Source organism: Massilia sp. YIM B02443, from assembly GCF_030411955.1.
In the GTDB taxonomy this organism is placed as follows: Bacteria; Pseudomonadota; Gammaproteobacteria; order Burkholderiales; family Burkholderiaceae_D; genus Telluria.
On the sequence record NZ_JASNRA010000029.1, the window covers coordinates 23,574 to 38,671 of the forward strand.

16 protein-coding genes are annotated in these 15,098 nt (G+C 65.4%); 6 read left to right on the forward strand and 10 right to left on the reverse strand.

Annotated elements, in window-relative coordinates; genetic code table 11:
- Positions 1-52: 52 nt before the first annotated feature.
- Positions 53-1,672 carry a methyl-accepting chemotaxis protein gene (locus QPK27_RS22020; protein WP_290420325.1) on the reverse strand — a complete coding sequence of 540 codons (1,620 nt, stop codon included), beginning with the start codon at positions 1,670-1,672 and terminating at the stop codon, positions 53-55.
- Positions 1,673-1,930: 258 nt separating this feature from the next.
- Positions 1,931-2,773, reverse strand: a complete 843-nt coding sequence (locus QPK27_RS22025; protein ID WP_290420326.1) for a hypothetical protein — start codon at positions 2,771-2,773, stop codon at positions 1,931-1,933.
- Positions 2,774-2,982: 209 nt separating this feature from the next.
- Between QPK27_RS22025 and QPK27_RS22030 the strand changes: the two genes are divergently transcribed.
- Positions 2,983-3,171, forward strand: coding sequence for a hypothetical protein (locus QPK27_RS22030; RefSeq protein ID WP_290420327.1), 189 nt, complete (start codon positions 2,983-2,985; stop codon positions 3,169-3,171).
- A 124-nt stretch (positions 3,172-3,295) separates the two neighbouring features.
- Here the strand turns inward: QPK27_RS22030 and QPK27_RS22035 are convergent, their stop codons facing one another.
- From QPK27_RS22035 to QPK27_RS22060, 6 genes are all read right to left on the reverse strand, one after another.
- Positions 3,296-4,045, reverse strand: coding sequence for an ABC transporter ATP-binding protein (locus tag QPK27_RS22035; RefSeq protein WP_290420328.1), 750 nt, complete (start codon positions 4,043-4,045; stop codon positions 3,296-3,298).
- Positions 4,042-4,440: a GntR family transcriptional regulator gene (locus tag QPK27_RS22040; RefSeq protein ID WP_290420329.1), complete on the reverse strand. Its 399-nt coding sequence runs from the start codon at positions 4,438-4,440 to the stop codon at positions 4,042-4,044. The genes QPK27_RS22035 and QPK27_RS22040 overlap by 4 nt, the downstream gene beginning before the upstream one ends.
- Positions 4,441-4,710: 270 nt before the next feature.
- Entirely contained in the window at positions 4,711-5,295 is a 585-nt protein-coding gene (locus tag QPK27_RS22045; protein WP_290420330.1) for a TerD family protein, read from the reverse strand.
- 11 nt (positions 5,296-5,306) lie between these two features.
- A complete protein-coding gene (locus QPK27_RS22050) occupies positions 5,307-6,002 on the reverse strand; it encodes a TIGR00266 family protein (RefSeq protein WP_290420331.1) in 696 nt (231 codons plus the stop codon).
- Positions 6,003-6,070: 68 nt separating this feature from the next.
- Positions 6,071-6,646 (reverse strand): TerD family protein, encoded by a 576-nt coding sequence (locus QPK27_RS22055; protein ID WP_290420332.1) that lies wholly within the window; start codon positions 6,644-6,646, stop codon positions 6,071-6,073.
- A gap of 236 nt (positions 6,647-6,882) precedes the next feature.
- Positions 6,883-7,938 carry a DUF475 domain-containing protein gene (locus QPK27_RS22060; RefSeq protein WP_290420333.1) on the reverse strand — a complete coding sequence of 352 codons (1,056 nt, stop codon included), beginning with the start codon at positions 7,936-7,938 and terminating at the stop codon, positions 6,883-6,885.
- 111 nt (positions 7,939-8,049) lie between these two features.
- Between QPK27_RS22060 and nhaR the strand changes: the two genes are divergently transcribed.
- From nhaR to QPK27_RS22080, 4 genes are all read left to right on the forward strand, one after another.
- Positions 8,050-8,958, forward strand: coding sequence for a transcriptional activator NhaR (gene nhaR, locus QPK27_RS22065; RefSeq protein ID WP_290420334.1), 909 nt, complete (start codon positions 8,050-8,052; stop codon positions 8,956-8,958).
- Between the two features lie 58 nt (positions 8,959-9,016).
- The gene (locus QPK27_RS22070) at positions 9,017-10,357 is read left to right on the forward strand and encodes a hemolysin family protein (protein WP_290420335.1); all 1,341 of its coding nucleotides are present in this window, start codon (positions 9,017-9,019) and stop codon (positions 10,355-10,357) included.
- Between the two features lie 142 nt (positions 10,358-10,499).
- A complete protein-coding gene (locus QPK27_RS22075; RefSeq protein ID WP_290420336.1) occupies positions 10,500-11,339 on the forward strand; it encodes an alpha/beta fold hydrolase in 840 nt (279 codons plus the stop codon).
- Positions 11,340-11,345: 6 nt separating this feature from the next.
- Positions 11,346-12,944, forward strand: a complete 1,599-nt coding sequence (locus QPK27_RS22080; protein WP_290420337.1) for an ATP-binding protein — start codon at positions 11,346-11,348, stop codon at positions 12,942-12,944.
- Here the strand turns inward: QPK27_RS22080 and QPK27_RS22085 are convergent.
- Positions 12,935-14,035: an alkene reductase gene (locus QPK27_RS22085; protein WP_290420338.1), complete on the reverse strand. Its 1,101-nt coding sequence runs from the start codon at positions 14,033-14,035 to the stop codon at positions 12,935-12,937. The two genes, QPK27_RS22080 and QPK27_RS22085, sit on opposite strands and share 10 nt — an antisense overlap.
- Positions 14,036-14,149: 114 nt before the next feature.
- Here QPK27_RS22085 and QPK27_RS22090 point away from each other — a divergent pair, with 114 nt between their 5' ends.
- A complete protein-coding gene (locus QPK27_RS22090) occupies positions 14,150-14,521 on the forward strand; it encodes a helix-turn-helix domain-containing protein (RefSeq protein ID WP_290420339.1) in 372 nt (123 codons plus the stop codon).
- A 69-nt stretch (positions 14,522-14,590) separates the two neighbouring features.
- On the opposite strand, the gene QPK27_RS22095 is transcribed toward QPK27_RS22090, so the two are convergent.
- On the reverse strand, positions 14,591-15,061 hold the full coding sequence (locus QPK27_RS22095) for an RDD family protein (protein WP_290420340.1): 471 nt from the start codon (positions 15,059-15,061) through the stop codon (positions 14,591-14,593).
- Between the last annotated feature and the right edge of the window lie 37 nt (positions 15,062-15,098).

The following is a 15,098-nucleotide window of genomic DNA, read 5'->3' on the forward strand; positions in this document are numbered from 1 at the left end:
CGTAGTGGCGCGCATGTCGCGCGCTTGTCGTCGGCGCCCCGGCGCCGACGCGTCAGGCGGCGGCCAGCGCCAGGTGGTGGGCGGCGCCGCTGCGCGCCTGGGCCGGCTGGATAATGGCTGCTGCAGCCGGATCCACCTTGAACACGCTCACCATCTGCTGCAGCGCGCTGGCCTGGTCCTGCAGCGCGCCGGTGGCGGCGGCCGCTTCCTCGACCAGGGCGGCGTTCTGCTGGGTCGCCTGGTCCATGTGCGCCACCGCCTCGTTGATCTGCTGGATGCCGGCGCTCTGCTCTTCGCCGGCGGCCAGGATCTCGGCCATGATGTCGCTCACCCGGGTCACGCTGGAGACGATCTCTTCCATCGTGGCGCCGGTGCTGTTGACCAGTGCCGAACCGGCTTCGACGTTGCTGACCGAGGTGGCGATCAGTTCCTTGATTTCCTTGGCCGCCGTCGCCGAGCGCTGCGCCAGGTTGCGCACCTCGCTGGCGACGACCGCGAAGCCGCGGCCCTGCTCGCCGGCGCGGGCCGCTTCCACCGCCGCGTTCAGCGCCAGGATATTGGTCTGGAAGGCGATGCCGTCGATGGTCGAGATGATGTCGACGATGCGCTTGGACGAGGCGTCGATGGCGCCCATGGTCTGCACCACTTCGGTTACCAGCTTGCCGCCGCGGTTGGCGACCTCGGACGCGGTGCGCGCCACGTTGTTGGCCTGGCGCACGTTGTCGGCATTGTGCTGCACGGTGCTGGTCAGTTCTTCCAGCGACGACGCCGTTTCTTCCAGGCTGCCGGCCTGCTGCTCGGTGCGCGCGGACAGGTTCATGTTGCCGGCGGCGATCTCGCTGCTGGCGGTGGCGATCGACATACTGCTGTCGCGCACGCTGCGCACGGTGGCGGCCAGCTGGCGCTGCATGTTCGCCAGGCCCTGCAGCAGCGCGCCCATTTCATCGTTGCGGCCGATCTCGACACGGGTCGACAGGTCGCCCTCGGCCATCGCCTCGAAGTGGCCGAGCGCGTGGTTCAGCGGCTGCATGATGGCGCGCAGCAGCAGCCACGACGACACTGCGGCCAGCAGCAGGCCCAGCAGCACGGCGCCGCCGGTGACGGTCAGCATGACGTTGAACTGTTCGGTACGCTGGTCGAAGGTCTGCTTGGCGGCCTTCATCTGGTACTCGTCGACCGCCTCGGACGCCTTGTTGAAGCTACCGTACAGCTTGGTCAGATCCTTCATCGCCAACTGGTCGATGCGGGCCGCGTCCTGCTGCTCGACCGCGGTTGCCAGCGCCAGCATGCCGTCGCTGATGTAGCGGCTGCGTTCGGCTTCCAGGGTCTTGGCCAGCTGCTCCTCTTCGGCGTCGCGCGGCATGGCCAGGTAGCGCTGCCATTCGCGGTCGGAATCGTCGATGAAGCTCTTGCCGCGCTTGAGGGTGTTGCCGACGTCGGCAGCATCCGGGTGGAACACGGCTTTGTCGTAGTTGAAGCGCGCGCGGGCCAGGAAATTCTTGGCGCTGTTGATCGCGATGCTGGACGCAAGCTGGTTCGAGTAGACGTGCTCGAGCGCGGCGTGCTCCTGGCGCTGGCCATAGATGCCAGCCGCGCCGATCGCGGCAATCAGGAAACCCAGCAGGGCCATGGTCGCGATCAGGCGAACGCGCAGTGAAAGATGTTGGAGCATGATGCCTCGGAGGTAGGTGAATTTACGCAAAGCAAGTTTTAGCGGACCTCACCTTACCCCGAGTAGCCGGAAAATTCAGCAAAAAACCGCTGCGGCAACGGAGAAACACGACTTTTGGTTGGCTGTAGGCAACGATTTGTGGCGTTTTTCGGGATTTACCGTTGCTAATTGGTAACAATTTAAGTACATGTTCACATATGGGTGATGCTTGGAACGCAGCGGCGTGGCCGCCGACGGCACACCACGCCACCCGTCTCTTCAATCGAGCCGTCCAGCCGGAAATGCGATCGGCGCCGCGCGCATCAGGCCCAGGCGCTGGTGCACCAGCACGATGCTCAAGGTGAACGCGGTAGCCAGCGCGACTGGCCAGAACGGCAGGCCGAACGCGGCGTACGCAACGATGCCGGCCAGCGGACTTACATAGCTCAGTCCGAATGAGAGAGCCCACATGCCGAACACCGGCCAGGCCGCCCTGCTGGCATGGTTGCGCAGTGCCAGGGCCAGCGTCGGCAAGGTCATGCAGCACACGCCGGCCTGCTGCCAGAGCGCGGCGCCGTCCATGCCGCTGACCAGGCCGAGCAGCAACGCGGCGCCGCTCGCCATCAGCCAGATCGTCAGCGACTGGCGCAGCTGGACGCGCGCCAGCAAGCCGTTGAACGCCGCTGCGTCGACCGGAAAGCTCGGCGCCAGCCGCACCAGCGCCTGCTCGCCGGTGGTGCGCGCCAGCCAGGCCGGGGCCATGCCGGCCTGGAAGATGAAGACCACCAGGACGCCCGAGATCGTAATCCAGCTAAACTGCGCGAAATAATCGGTCATGATCGGCAGTACACCGTTCTTTGCCAGGAAGACGACCGCGCCGATCCCAAGCGCCGCCAGCGCCAGGCCGTTGGCCAACGCCCCCGGCATGCTGCGCCCGAGCGCCAGCACCAGCAGCGCGGCCGGCTTGCGCCGGGCCACGGCGCGCCGCAGCAGCAGGCCGTCCCACGAAAACCGCGTCGGTTCGCGGTCCAGCGTGGCGGGGAGCTTGACGGCGCCGGCGCTGGTCTGACGCGCAACCATCTTCCAGTGGCGCGCGCCGGCCCGCGGAAACATCGCCCGCATGGCCAGCGCGCCAAGCAGTGGCAGCAGCGCCAGCGCCAGTGGCGACGCGGTCGCCGGCGATGAAACCCAGCAGTATCGGGAAATAGATCAGCCGCGCCATGGAAATGCCCGCCGTCATGGTTGCCAGACCGAGGGTCAGGAAGACTGCCAGCCACAGGCTCGCACCAGCAGGGCCCGACGTCAGGTAGATGCCCGCGCCGAGCACGCCAATGCCCGCCAGCCACACCAGCAAGCCCAGTTCGATCAGGCGCCCGCGCATACCGGGCACCAGCTGCGCATTGGCCGGTGAATTGAGTTTGAGTGCGCCCGGCACCCAGGCCATGGCCCAGACGAACAGCAGGAAGCCGGCCGGCACGCACAAGACCCAGCTGAGCCAGGCGCCGGAACTGCCGCTGTAAGCCGCGGTCAAGGCACACACCAGCGTCACGAACACTGCCGCCAGCAGCAGCAGGCGCCTGGAGAAGTAGTGGGTGAAACTCAACCCCGCCCGCCACAGCAGCCAGTACTGGCCGAGGCGCGCGCTCATCGCGTCACCTCGAGGAACAGTTCTTCCAGCGTCGGCGGCCCGGCGCGTACGCCGGCGTGCTTGCGCTGCGCGTCTTCCAGCAGGTCGTCGAGCGGGCCTTGCAGCACGATCCTGCCGTCCTTGAGGAAGGCGACGTCGAGCGCCACCCGCTCCAGGTCGGTCAGGATGTGGGTCGAGAACAGCACCGTGGTGCCGCGCTCGATCACGTCGTCGATCAATTCGCTCAGGAAGGCGCGGCGGCCGGCCGGGTCGAGCGCCGACACCGGTTCGTCCAGCACCAGCAGCTCGGGGTCGTGCGCCAGCGCGCGGATGATCGACAGGCGCTGCTTCTCGCCGCCCGACAGCCGGCTGATCGGCTTGTTGCGCATCAGCTGGTCGAAGCCCCAGCGCGCCAGGAGCAGCTCGACCCTTTCGTCGTTCCAGCGCGGGTACAGCGCCTTGAAGTAATCCAGCATCTGTAGCGGCGTCATCCACTCGAACAGATCGGATTTCTGCGGCACGTAGCCGACGCGGGCGCGGCTGGCGTCCGACAGGCTTGCCACCGGTTCGCCGAACAGCGTGACGCTGCCGGCGTCGGTCTCGCGCAGGCCTAGCATGCATTCCATCAGCGTCGACTTGCCGGCGCCGTTGCGTCCCAGCAGGCCAATCACCTGGCCGCGGCGCACCTCCCAGTCGAGTCCGTCGAGCACGGTCTTGCTGCCGAAGCGCATGGCGACGCCACGCATCTGGATGGGAGAAGCGGTCACGGTTGTTCCTTCAGGATGTGGGTGAAAAGAGCGATGACGGTGGCGGGATCGAGTTCGAGTTCGCGTGCTTCGCGCGCGGCGCGTTCCAGGGTGGGCCGCAGCAGGTTGGCGCGCTCCGTGGCGTCGTGCTTGTCGCTGGGCTGGCCGGCGACCGCCATGCCGATCCCGCGCCGGCGCACCAGCACGCCCTCGGTTTCGAGCAGGCCGTAGGCCTTGGACACGGTCATCGGATTGACGGTGAGCTGCAGCGCGACCTCGCGCACCGAGGGCAGCGTCTCGCCCGGCGCCAGCTGGCCGCCGGCGACCAGGCGCCGGACCTGGTCGACCAGCTGGCGGTAGATCGGATCGGACGAGCCGGGGACGATCGAGAACAGGTGGGTGAGCGGGATGGTCATTGCGTATTGGTGTATTAATTGGTTAATACACTACTGATGCAGTTGTAGGTTGTCAACGATCGGAAGTCATTCCATGCGGGGCGGGTAATGCGGATGCGTTACCGCCATCGCGAAGACGTGGCCCGTAACGCAAAAACGTCATCCCCGCGAAGGCGGGGATCCAGGTCCGTCGCGCAGCCACTGACGCTTGACGTAGTGGATACGCATACAAACTTGGATCCCCGCCTGCGCGGGGATGACGGGGTAATTTTGTGGGTAACTAATTACAGATTACAGATGCGGCGTAATCTGCGGCATCAGATCATCGAAGGTACGACCGACGCCATTCTCGCCGATCGCATGCATCTTCCACTCGCCGTTATGGCGATACAGCTTGGCCATGATCTGCGCCGAGTGCGAACCGGTCACCGACAGGTTGAAGCGCGCCACTTCCTGCCCGTTGGTGGCGTTGATCAGGCGGCAGTAGGCATTCTCGACGGTCGAGAAGTTCTGGCCGGTGAAGCTGTTGACGGTGAACACCAGCGCCTTGACGTTCGGCGGCACGCCATTCAGGTCGACCGAGATCTGCTCGTCGTCGCCGTCGCCGGCGCCGGTGCGGTTGTCGCCGCTGTGGACAATGCTGCCGTCACGGCTCTTGAGCTGGCGGAACCAGACGGTGTCGACGGCGCGGTTCGATTCGTCGAACAGCACCACCGAGGCGTCCAGGTCGACCGCCTCGGACTTGCCGCCGCCGAAGCCGAAGAAGCCCTTCGACTTGATCGCGTCCCAGCCCAGGCCCATGGTCACGCGGCTCAGACCAGCGCCGCCTTCCTTGTCGAGGGAAATCTTCTGTCCCTTTTGCAGATTGACTGACATTGCATTCCTCCTTATTTAGCCGGCTGCTGCATCCAGGCCTTGAATGCAGTGCGGTTGCGCGAACATACGTACACTTTGCCGCGACCCGAGAAGCGCAGGACCATGCCCTCGCCGCTGGTCTGGCTGTTGATCAGGTTGCCCAGGAAGCCGCCGCTGGTGCCGGTGGTGATCGAGATCTCGTAGCGCAGCGTGCTGTCCCAGCACACCACGTGCGAGTTGTCGATGATGGCGTCCTTGCCCGGCTCCACGTCCAGCACCGACATCGAGCCGAAGCCCGACACCGCCACCTGGCCCTTGCCGCCGGTCTCGGTGACGAAGAAGCCGCCGCTCTGCGCGAACAGGGCGTTGCCGATGCTCTGGGTGCGCACCTTCAGCTCCACGCCCGAGGACGCTGCGACGAACGCTCCATCGCTGATGATGTACTGGTTCTGGCCGACGTCGACGATCTGCATCGCGCCCGGCAGGGTCGGCGACAGCAAGCAGTCGCCGTCGCCGCGGGTGGCTTCGATGTGCTGCTGGAAGAACGATTCGCCGTTGGCGAAGGTGCGCATCAGGGCGCTACCGAGCCCGCCCTTCATCTTGCCTTTCAGGTCGAGGGTCGACTCCATCATCACCATCGCGTCGGATTCGCAATAGATGGTCTCGCCCTGCCTCATCGACACATGCAGGAAGGGATCGACGTCCCCGGTCACGGTAAAAACTGGCATTTGGCTTCCTTTGAAAAGGGCTGTAGCAGCATGACGCGCCGCGCCATGCTGCTCCTTACTGAATGAAATTAAACGTTGACGCCGTAGTTGCGGGCCAGTGGGCCCAGGCCGCCGGCGAAACCCTGGCCGATCGCGCGGAATTTCCAGTCCGCGCCGTTACGGTACACCTCGCCGAAGATCATCGCCGCTTCGGTGGAGCTGTCTTCCGACAGGTCGTAGCGCGCCACTTCCTGGTTGGTGGCGCCGTTGACGCAGCGGATGAAGGCCTTGCCGACCATGCCGAAGTTCTGGCGGCGCGCTTCGGCGTCGTGGATGGTCACGCCCAGCACGACCTTGTCGACGTCGGCCGGTACCTTGGTCAGGTCGATGGTGACGACTTCGTCGTCGCCCTCGCCGGCGCCGGTGGTGTTGTCGCCGGCGTGGACCACCGAGCCGTCGCTCGATTTCAGGTTGTTGTAGAAGATGAAGTCGCTATCCGAACGGACCTTGCCCGACGAATTGAGCAGGAACACGGCGCCGTCCAGGTCGAAGGCTGCGCCATCGGTGGCGCGGGTGTCCCAGCCGAGGCCGACCTTCAGCTGGGTCAGGCCCGGGGCTTCTTTCGACAGGTTGACGTTGCCGCCTTTTTGCAGACTGATTGCCATGATTGAGACTCTCCTGAAAATAAAACTGCTTGAACACCGGTTGATAAACGCAGCGAGCTGGTGTTCTGCCGCTCGCCGCGGATTCTGAATTCTGTGTTGCGTGTCACTCGTAGGGTTGGCGGCTATGCCGCCGACGCGTTCAACCTGCGCATGCTCTGCCACTGCATACTGGTTGAACGCGTCGGCGGGGGACCCGCCAACCCTGCGTTACTGCTAACCATCGACCACGGTTGCCCTTATGCTTCCAGGCCTGCGTGCTTCTTCTTGTACTGCAGCGAGCTCCACAGCGAAGCCAGGATGAAGGCCACGCCCACACCGCCGGTCACCAGCTCGGGCACGTGCCACTTCATGCTCGCCAGCATGATCACGGCCAGGATGCCGATCGCGTAGTGTGCGCCATGTTCCAGGTAGACGTATTCGTCCAGGGTGCCCTTGCGCACCAGGAACACGGTCATCGAACGCACGAACATCGCGCCGATCGCCAGGCCCAGCATGATGATCACGACGTCGTTGGTGATCGCGAAGGCGCCGATCACGCCGTCGAAGGAGAACGAGGCATCCAGCACTTCCAGGTACAGGAAGCCGCCGATACCGCCCTTCTTGACCATGTCGCCGACTTCGCCGCCGCCTTCTTCGCTCTTTTCCAGCATGCTGCTGAGCATATCGACGCCAACATAGACCAGGATGCCCCACAGGCCGGCGATCAACACGACCATCTTTTGCGCTTCATCAACGTAAGTCATGCTGAAGAGCAAAGCAGCAATCGCGATCATCACAGCGATCGACGACACCTTGCCCAGCGCGCCGATCTTCTTCTCGAAGTTGCCCAGCCAGTGGGTTTCCTTCTCGTCGTCCAGCATGAAGTTGAGGAACACCAGCAGCAGGAACATGCCGCCGAAGGCCGCCACTTCCGCGTGGTGGTTGGTCAGGTGCATCGAGAACGCTTTCGGATCGGACAGCGCCAGGTTCCACACCTCGGTGATGCCCAGGTCCGCAGCCACGGCCACGATCACCAGCGGGAACACCAGGCGCATGCCGAACACGGCGATGATGATGCCGACGCCCAGGAACAGCTTGATCCAGAACTCGTCCCAGTTCTTCAGCACCGAAGCGTTGACCACGGCGTTGTCGAACGACAGCGAGACTTCCATCACCGCCAGGATCGCGGCCACGCCCAGCGCGGTCAACGCGGCAGCAGCGGCGCCCCCAGGACCTGGATGCTGGTAGCCCCACCAGGCAGCCAGCGCCAGGCAGACTGCGGTCACGACGAATGACCAGGTAAAGTACTTCATTGGTGTTTCTCCCTCTTATTAAAAGTATGTGCTGCAACGCGCAGTCTAGCGGCTGGCAGCATCTTGAAAAAGCGAAGATAATCGAAAGATTCCTTCGTAAAAACAGAATAAATGAGCCATACACCCATCAATTTCCGTCACCTCTACTACTTCTGGGTCGTGGCCAAGGAAGGCAGCATCACGCGCGCCGCCGAGCGCCTCGGCCTGGCAATCCAGACAGTCAGTACACAGCTTACCTTGCTTGAGCAATCTTTCGGTAAAGCATTGTTCACCCAGCAGGGCCGGCGCCTGGCGCTGACCGAGGCCGGCCGCCTGGCCATGTCCTACGCCGACCAGATCTTCCTGCTCGGCGAGCAGATGCAGGAAGCGCTGGACGCCTCGGACAGCGCGCGCATCCGGCTGGCGGTCGGCATCTCGGATTCGCTGCCCAAGTTCATCGCCTACCGCCTGCTGGAAGTGACCACCCAGCTCGACATTCCGGTGCGCCTGGTATGCCACGAAGACCAGTACGAAGCGCTGCTGGGCGACCTGGCCCTGCACAAGCTGGACGTGGTGCTGACCGACCGCGCGGTGCCGACCGGCACCACGCTGCGCGTGTTCAGCCATTTGCTCAGCGAAAGCGAGATGGTGGTGGTCGGCGCGCCCAACCTGGCCAAGTGGTACCGCAAGGATTTCCCGGCCTCGCTGAAGGGCGCGCCGTTTCTGCTCCCGACCCGCAACAATGCCCTGCGCGCCAAGATCGACGACTGGTTCGAGCGCCACGCGATCCGTCCCGACGTGGTGGGCGAGTTCGAGGACAACGCCCTGCTGAACACCTTCGGCCGGCGCGGGCTGGGCCTGTTCTTCACGCCGGCGGCGCCGGCCGCCGACATCAAGGTCCAGCTCGGCGCGGACGTGGTGGGCCGGGTGCCGGAGGTGCGCGAGCACTTCTATGCGATCTCGAACGAGCGCAAGATCAAGCATCCGGCGGTGGAAGCGATCCTGTCGGCCGTGCACCAGGGTGTGCTGGCGGACGGATGAGGCGCCCGAGGGGCGGTACAATGGCCGCTGGCTTTGCCTTTTGTTAACAACACCAACTATGCAAAACGTATTGTTCCTCGTTCTCGCCCTGTTCCTGGTGGCGCTGAACGGCTACTTCGTGGCGGCGGAATTCAGCATCGTCACGCTGCGCAAGACGCGCGTGCGCGCCATCGCCAAGACCAGCGGCATGCGCGGGCGCATCCTGGAAAAAGTCCACGGCCAGCTCGACGCCTACCTGTCGGCCTGCCAGCTCGGCATCACGCTGGCGTCGCTGGGCCTGGGCTGGGTCGGCGAACCGGCCTTCGCCAGCCTGCTCGAACCGGTGTTCGCCTTTGCCGGCGTGACGTCCGAAGAGCTGATCCACGGCGTCTCGTTCGTGGTGGCGTTCTCGGTGATCTCGTTCCTGCACATCGTGGTCGGCGAACTGGCGCCCAAGTCGCTGGCGATCCGGCTGCCGGAAGCGGTGGCGCTGTGGTGCGCCCTGCCGCTGTACATCTTCTATTGGTCCATGTACCCGGCGATCTGGCTGCTCAACGCCAGCGCCAACACCGTGCTGCGCATGGCCGGCCTGGCCGGCGCCGGCGGCCACGACACCCATTACTCGCTCGACGAACTCAAAATGATCCTGCGCACCGGCACCCCGGGCGAAAAGATCACCCACGACGAACGCAACATCCTGGCCCAGTCGCTCGACTTCGGCCAGCTGGCGGTGTCCGACCTGATGCGCCCGATTAACGAGGTCAGCGCCCTGTACGCCAGCCGCTCGCTGGAGCAGAACCTGGAGACGGTGCGCCGCAACCGCTTCTCGCGCTATCCCTACTTCGACGAGGACGGCGAAGAAGTGCTGGGCGTGATCCATCTGAAAGACCTGTACTTCGCGCTGCAGTCGGGCCGCGCGATCTCGGACCTGACCCAGTTCCTGCGTCCCGTGGAAACCATCTCGGCGCGCACCCCGGCGCAAGACATCTTCCGCCGCTTCCGCGGCGGCGCCCCGCACTTCGCCCTGATCGGCGAAAAAGGCAAGCGCCCGGTCGGCTTCGTCACCCTGGACAACCTGCTGGGCGCGATGGTTGGCGAGATCCGCGACGAATTCCGCATGAACGAAAACGACTGGCTCAAGCAGCCGGACGGCACCTATATCGGCAAGGCCAGCCTGCCGATCTTCTCGCTCGAGCGCCTGCTGGGAATCGACATCGACAACGAGCAGATGGGCCTGGACGACGTGGAATCGGTCGGCGGCCTGCTGATGGAAAAACTGGGCGACATCCCGAAACAGGGCCAGCGCATCGAATTCCCGCAGTTCGACGTGGTGGTAAGAAAGATGAACGGTCCGCGCATCCTGCTGGTCAAAGTCATTCCGCAGCTGGAACGCGCAGCGGAAAACGACGATCGCGATTGAGTGGCGGCGCCCGGTGGATGGAAGTGAACAGCGCTTGCACGCCAATGAATCACGCAAAATCACACAAAGGCTGACTTTGCTGCGAAAAAGTGATATTTTGCACACACATCAGCGTGTATTGAATCTCACCAGAAGGCAGTGAATGTCCGTTCAGATTCGAAACAACGTCCAGGTGGCCGGCGCGGGAGCGGTCACGATGGTTTTCGTCCATGGCTTCGGCTGCGACCAGCTCATGTGGCGCTTCACGGCGGGCGCTTTCCAGGACCGCTACCGCGTCGTCACCTACGACCTCACCGGCAGCGGCGGCTCCGACAAGGCCGCCTACGACCGTGACAAATACGCGTCGCTGCACGGCCACGCCGCCGACCTGCTGGACATTATCGACGGATTCGCCGACGGCCCGACCGTGGTGATCGGCCACTCGGTCGGCGCCACGATCGGCATGCTGGCCACCGTCGCCGCGCCGCAGCGCTTCGTGGCCCAGGCCATGGTCGCGCCCTCGCCCTGCTACATCAACGACGGCGACTACATCGGCGGCTTCAGCCGCGAAGACATCCATGAACTGCTCGACACCATGGACGCCAACTACCTGGGCTGGGCCCAGAACCTGGCGCCGGCGATCATGGGCGCGCCCAACCGGCCCGACCTGCGCGCCGAGCTGACCAGCAGCTTCTGCAGCATCGACCCGGACATCGCCCGCCACTTCGGCCGCGTCACCTTCTTGTCCGACCACCGCGCCGACGTGCCGAAGTCGACCGTGCCGACCCTGATCCTGCAATGCAGCGACGACCTGATCGCCCCGCGCCAGGTGGGCGACTACCTGCACCGCCACCTGCCGCGCAGCACACTGGCGCTGATCGAGAACGTCGGCCATTGTCCGCACATGAGCGCGCCGAGCGCCAGCTCGCGCGCGATCGACCTGTTCCTCTCGCAAACCCTGCCGCACACCCTGTCGCAACCGCTGGCGTCCACAACGCGCTGACCCGCCATGGATACCGTCCAGTCCGCCAGCGATGCCCTGTTCCAGCAGGCCGCTTGCGGGTTGCTGGCGACCGATCCCGGCGGCACGATCCTGTGCATCAACGCCACCGCGCTCGCCTGGCTCGGCTACGTCCCCGACGATGCCGATGCGCTGGCCGGCAGGGTGCGCATGGCCGACCTGCTGACGGTGGGCGCGCGTCTGTTCCACCACACCCGCTGCCTGCCGCTCCTGGAAAGCCAGGGCGCGGTGGCCGAGATCCAGCTCGACCTGCTCACGCGTGGCGGCGGCCGGCTGCCGGTCCTGATCAACATCCAGCGCCGGCGCGGCGACGACGGCCGGGCGACCGATCATTGGGCCCTGTTCAAGTCGGCCGGCCGCCACGCCTACGAGCACGCCTTGCTCGGCGCGCGCCGCACCGCCGAGGCGGCGCTGGAAGCGCGGCGCGACGCCGAGGCGCAGCTGCAGGCGCTCAACGAACAGCTGTCGAAAGCCGACCGCCGCAAGGACGAATTCCTGGCCACCCTGTCGCACGAGCTGCGCAATCCGCTGGCGCCGATGCGCAGCGCGCTCGACGTGCTGCGGCTCAAGCACGGCAAGCGCGCCGACGCCGGCGATGCCTGCATGGATGGCGACGAGCGCCTGATGCTGGCCTTCGACCGCCAGCTGCGCCACCTGACGCGGCTGGTGGACGACCTGATGGAAATCTCGCGCATCACCCAGAACCGCATGCAGCTGCGGCGCGCGCCGGTCGACCTGTGCGCGCTGGCGCGCGGCGCCGCGCACGACATGGCGGCCATGATGGCGGCCGCGCGCCACACGCTGCGCCTGTCGATTCCCGCCGAAGCGCTGGTGGTCGACGGCGACGCCACGCGCCTGGCCCAGGTGGTGATCAACCTGCTGGCCAACGCCGCCAAGTACACGCCCGACGGCGGCTTCATCGACCTCGAGCTCGGCTGCGCCGACGGCCACGCCGAGCTGCGCGTGCGCGACAACGGCATCGGCATCCCGCCCGAGGCGCTTTCGACCGTGTTCGAGATGTTCTCGCAGCTCGAGCCGGCGCTCCAGCGCGCACGTGGCGGCCTGGGCATCGGCCTGGCGCTGGCGCGCGGCATCGTCGACCTGCACGGCGGGTCGATCGGCGTCGACAGCGACGGTCCGGACCGCGGCAGCACATTCACCCTGCGCCTGCCGCTGGTGGCCGGCTGCCTCGATTCCGCGCCGGACGCGGCGCCACAGGCGGTACCGGCGGCGCTGCGGGTGCTGGTGGTGGACGACAACGTCGACGCCGCCGAGACCATGGCGGCGGCGCTGGAACTGTTCGGCTGCCACACGCGCATGGCGCACAGCGCCGCCGCCGCGCTCGAGGTCGCGCCGGACTTCGGGCCCGACGTCGCCGTGCTCGACATCGGCCTGCCCGACATCAACGGCTACGAACTGGCGCGCCGCCTGCGCGCGGCCAGCGGCGCCCGCGCGCTGCTCCTGATCGCCGCCACCGGCTGGGGCCAGGAAAAGGACCGCCGCATGGCCTTCGACGCCGGCTTCGACCATCACCTGACCAAGCCGATCGACGTCGACAAGCTGCGCCTGCTGCTGGTTCAGCGCTGAGCCGGCGCGTAATCGGTGTAGCCGCGTGCGCCCCCCTGGTAATACGTATCCTGGTCGGCCTGCGCCAGCGGCAGGTCGTGGCGGAAGCGTTCGACCAGGTCCGGATTGGCGATATATGGCGCGCCGAACGACACCAGATCGGCATGACCCGCTTCGAGCATGGCGCGCGCCGACGCCTGCGTCAGGCCGCCGTTGGCCATGATGACGCCGTCGTACAAGGGTCGGAAATAGGCGGCCGTGCCGCCAGCGAGCGCCTCCACCGGAGTGCCGCGCAGGTCCGCGGCCGGGTGGTAGAGCTGCAGGTAAGCGAGCCCCAGCTTCGACACCTGCTTCACCAGATACTCGTAGGTCGGCAGCGTCTGCGCCGTCGGCTGCAGCTTGCCGAGGCCGACGCCGGGACTGAGCTTGAGGCCGACACGGCCCGCGCTCCAGGCCTCGATCATCGCGTCCAGCACCTCGAGCACGAAGCGGGCGCGGTTCTCGATGCTGCCGCCGTAGCGGTCTGTACGCCGGTTGAAGGTCTCGTTCAGGAATTCCGGAATCAGGTAGCCGACGATGCCGTGCAGTTCGACACCGTCGAAACCGGCCTGGCGTGCCAGGCGCGTGGCCTGCGCATAATCCGCGATCGTGCGTTCGATGTCGTCCAGCGTCATCGCCTGCGGCACTGGCGACGTCTGAAAACCGCCAGGCGTGAACACCGGCTGCTCGAGGCCGACGGCGGACGGCGCCAGCGGCAGCCGGCCGCCATGCAGGTCCGGGTGCGACGCCGCGCCGCAATGACCGAGCTGCGCGAAGATCCGCCCGCCGGCGGCGTGCACCGCATCCGTCACCCGCTTCCAGCCTTCGGCCTGGGCTTCGTTGAACAGGCCTGGCACATGCATCGCGCCGATCGCCTCTTCGCTCGGCCAGATCCCCTCGCTCATGATCAGGCCGGCGGATGCACGCTGGCGGTAATACTCGGCCTGCAGCGCGATTGGAACCAGCCCCGGGTTCTCGGTGCGGGCGCGCGACATCGACGCCATGACGATGCGGTTGGGAAGCTCGACGTCGCCGATCTTGATCGGCTGGAACAGGATATCGCTGGAATGCATTCATGACTCCGGTAAGAAATGGGGCAGGACCTTGCCTGCCGTGGCTGTTTTCGGATAGTAGACCGTGTGGTAGCATTTGCACCAGTACGTACTTTTTTGTAAGTGTGAAAAAAAATGGCAAATGACGACAGCAAGGACGTTCCTTTCAACTGCGGCATGGAAGCGGTACTCAACCTGGTCGGCGGCAAGTGGAAACTGCTGATCCTCTACCACCTGATCCATGGCGAGCAGCTGCGTTTCAGCGAATTACGCAGAATGGTGGGCGATGTCAGCGAAAAGATGCTGAGCCAGCAGCTCAAGGAAATGGTCAACGACAGCCTGGTGCGGCGCATCGACTTTCGCACGGTGCCGCCGCATGTCGAGTACACGCTGACGGCGTTCGGCAAGGGACTGGCCAAGACGCTGCAGCCGGTGTGCGCATGGGGCGCCGAGAACATGGAAGAGATCGGTGCGATTGCGTCGGCGCGCGCCGTGCGCAGCGCCTGACAGTTCGAGCAGCACGCGCAATGGCAGCTGAGCCATGGCAGAAAAATACTTACTAAAAGGTAGGTACCGCTATTTTCCTCGGTGGGCGATCAGGCTCTTCTTGCGCACCACCACTGTGCCGGCCAGCTTGTCGTGCCAGCCCTGCTTGCGCGGGTCGATGCCGACCCAGATCAGGCCCAGGCCGAGCGGGATGGTGGAAACGAAGTAGCCGAGGTAGCGGATCACGAACTGCAGGGCGCTCGGCTTGCCGAAGGTGCGGGCGTCGACGATGACGGCGCCGATGCCCATCTTGCCGGGCGTGCTCGACACCAGCATCCATAGCGCGATCACCAGCACCACCGGCAATACGTAGCCGATCACGAACTCGACCCGGCCGGCGGTATGGGCCTGCAGGTCCCAGTCGCTGAGCGCGTAAACCAGCCTGAGCAAAGGCACCGAGACCACCAGCAGCAGGATGGTGTCGAGGAGCGCGGCGCCGACGCGTGCCCAGAAACCCACGTATTCGATGCCGGCATCCTCCTCCATGGTCATCCTCTTCATGTTGAAATTGCGGGGTAGCACGACACACGATAGCATG

Bases quoted from the DNA above. Each gene is read 5' to 3' on its own strand.
- QPK27_RS22020 (WP_290420325.1), bottom strand. From the start codon at position 1,672: ATGCTCCAACATCTTTCACTGCGCGTTCGCCTGATCGCGACCATGGCC.
- QPK27_RS22025 (WP_290420326.1), bottom strand. From the start codon at position 2,773: ATGCGGGCGATGTTTCCGCGGGCCGGCGCGCGCCACTGGAAGATGGTT.
- QPK27_RS22045 (WP_290420330.1), bottom strand. From the start codon at position 5,295: ATGTCAGTCAATCTGCAAAAGGGACAGAAGATTTCCCTCGACAAGGAA.
- nhaR (WP_290420334.1), top strand. From the start codon at position 8,050: ATGAGCCATACACCCATCAATTTCCGTCACCTCTACTACTTCTGGGTC.
- QPK27_RS22040 (WP_290420329.1), bottom strand. From the start codon at position 4,440: ATGACCATCCCGCTCACCCACCTGTTCTCGATCGTCCCCGGCTCGTCC.
- QPK27_RS22085 (WP_290420338.1), bottom strand. From the start codon at position 14,035: ATGCATTCCAGCGATATCCTGTTCCAGCCGATCAAGATCGGCGACGTC.
- QPK27_RS22090 (WP_290420339.1), top strand. From the start codon at position 14,150: ATGGCAAATGACGACAGCAAGGACGTTCCTTTCAACTGCGGCATGGAA.
- QPK27_RS22070 (WP_290420335.1), top strand. From the start codon at position 9,017: ATGCAAAACGTATTGTTCCTCGTTCTCGCCCTGTTCCTGGTGGCGCTG.
- QPK27_RS22075 (WP_290420336.1), top strand. From the start codon at position 10,500: ATGTCCGTTCAGATTCGAAACAACGTCCAGGTGGCCGGCGCGGGAGCG.
- QPK27_RS22095 (WP_290420340.1), bottom strand. From the start codon at position 15,061: ATGAAGAGGATGACCATGGAGGAGGATGCCGGCATCGAATACGTGGGT.
- QPK27_RS22060 (WP_290420333.1), bottom strand. From the start codon at position 7,938: ATGAAGTACTTTACCTGGTCATTCGTCGTGACCGCAGTCTGCCTGGCG.
- QPK27_RS22050 (WP_290420331.1), bottom strand. From the start codon at position 6,002: ATGCCAGTTTTTACCGTGACCGGGGACGTCGATCCCTTCCTGCATGTG.
- QPK27_RS22030 (WP_290420327.1), top strand. From the start codon at position 2,983: ATGCCCGCCAGCCACACCAGCAAGCCCAGTTCGATCAGGCGCCCGCGC.
- QPK27_RS22080 (WP_290420337.1), top strand. From the start codon at position 11,346: ATGGATACCGTCCAGTCCGCCAGCGATGCCCTGTTCCAGCAGGCCGCT.
- QPK27_RS22055 (WP_290420332.1), bottom strand. From the start codon at position 6,646: ATGGCAATCAGTCTGCAAAAAGGCGGCAACGTCAACCTGTCGAAAGAA.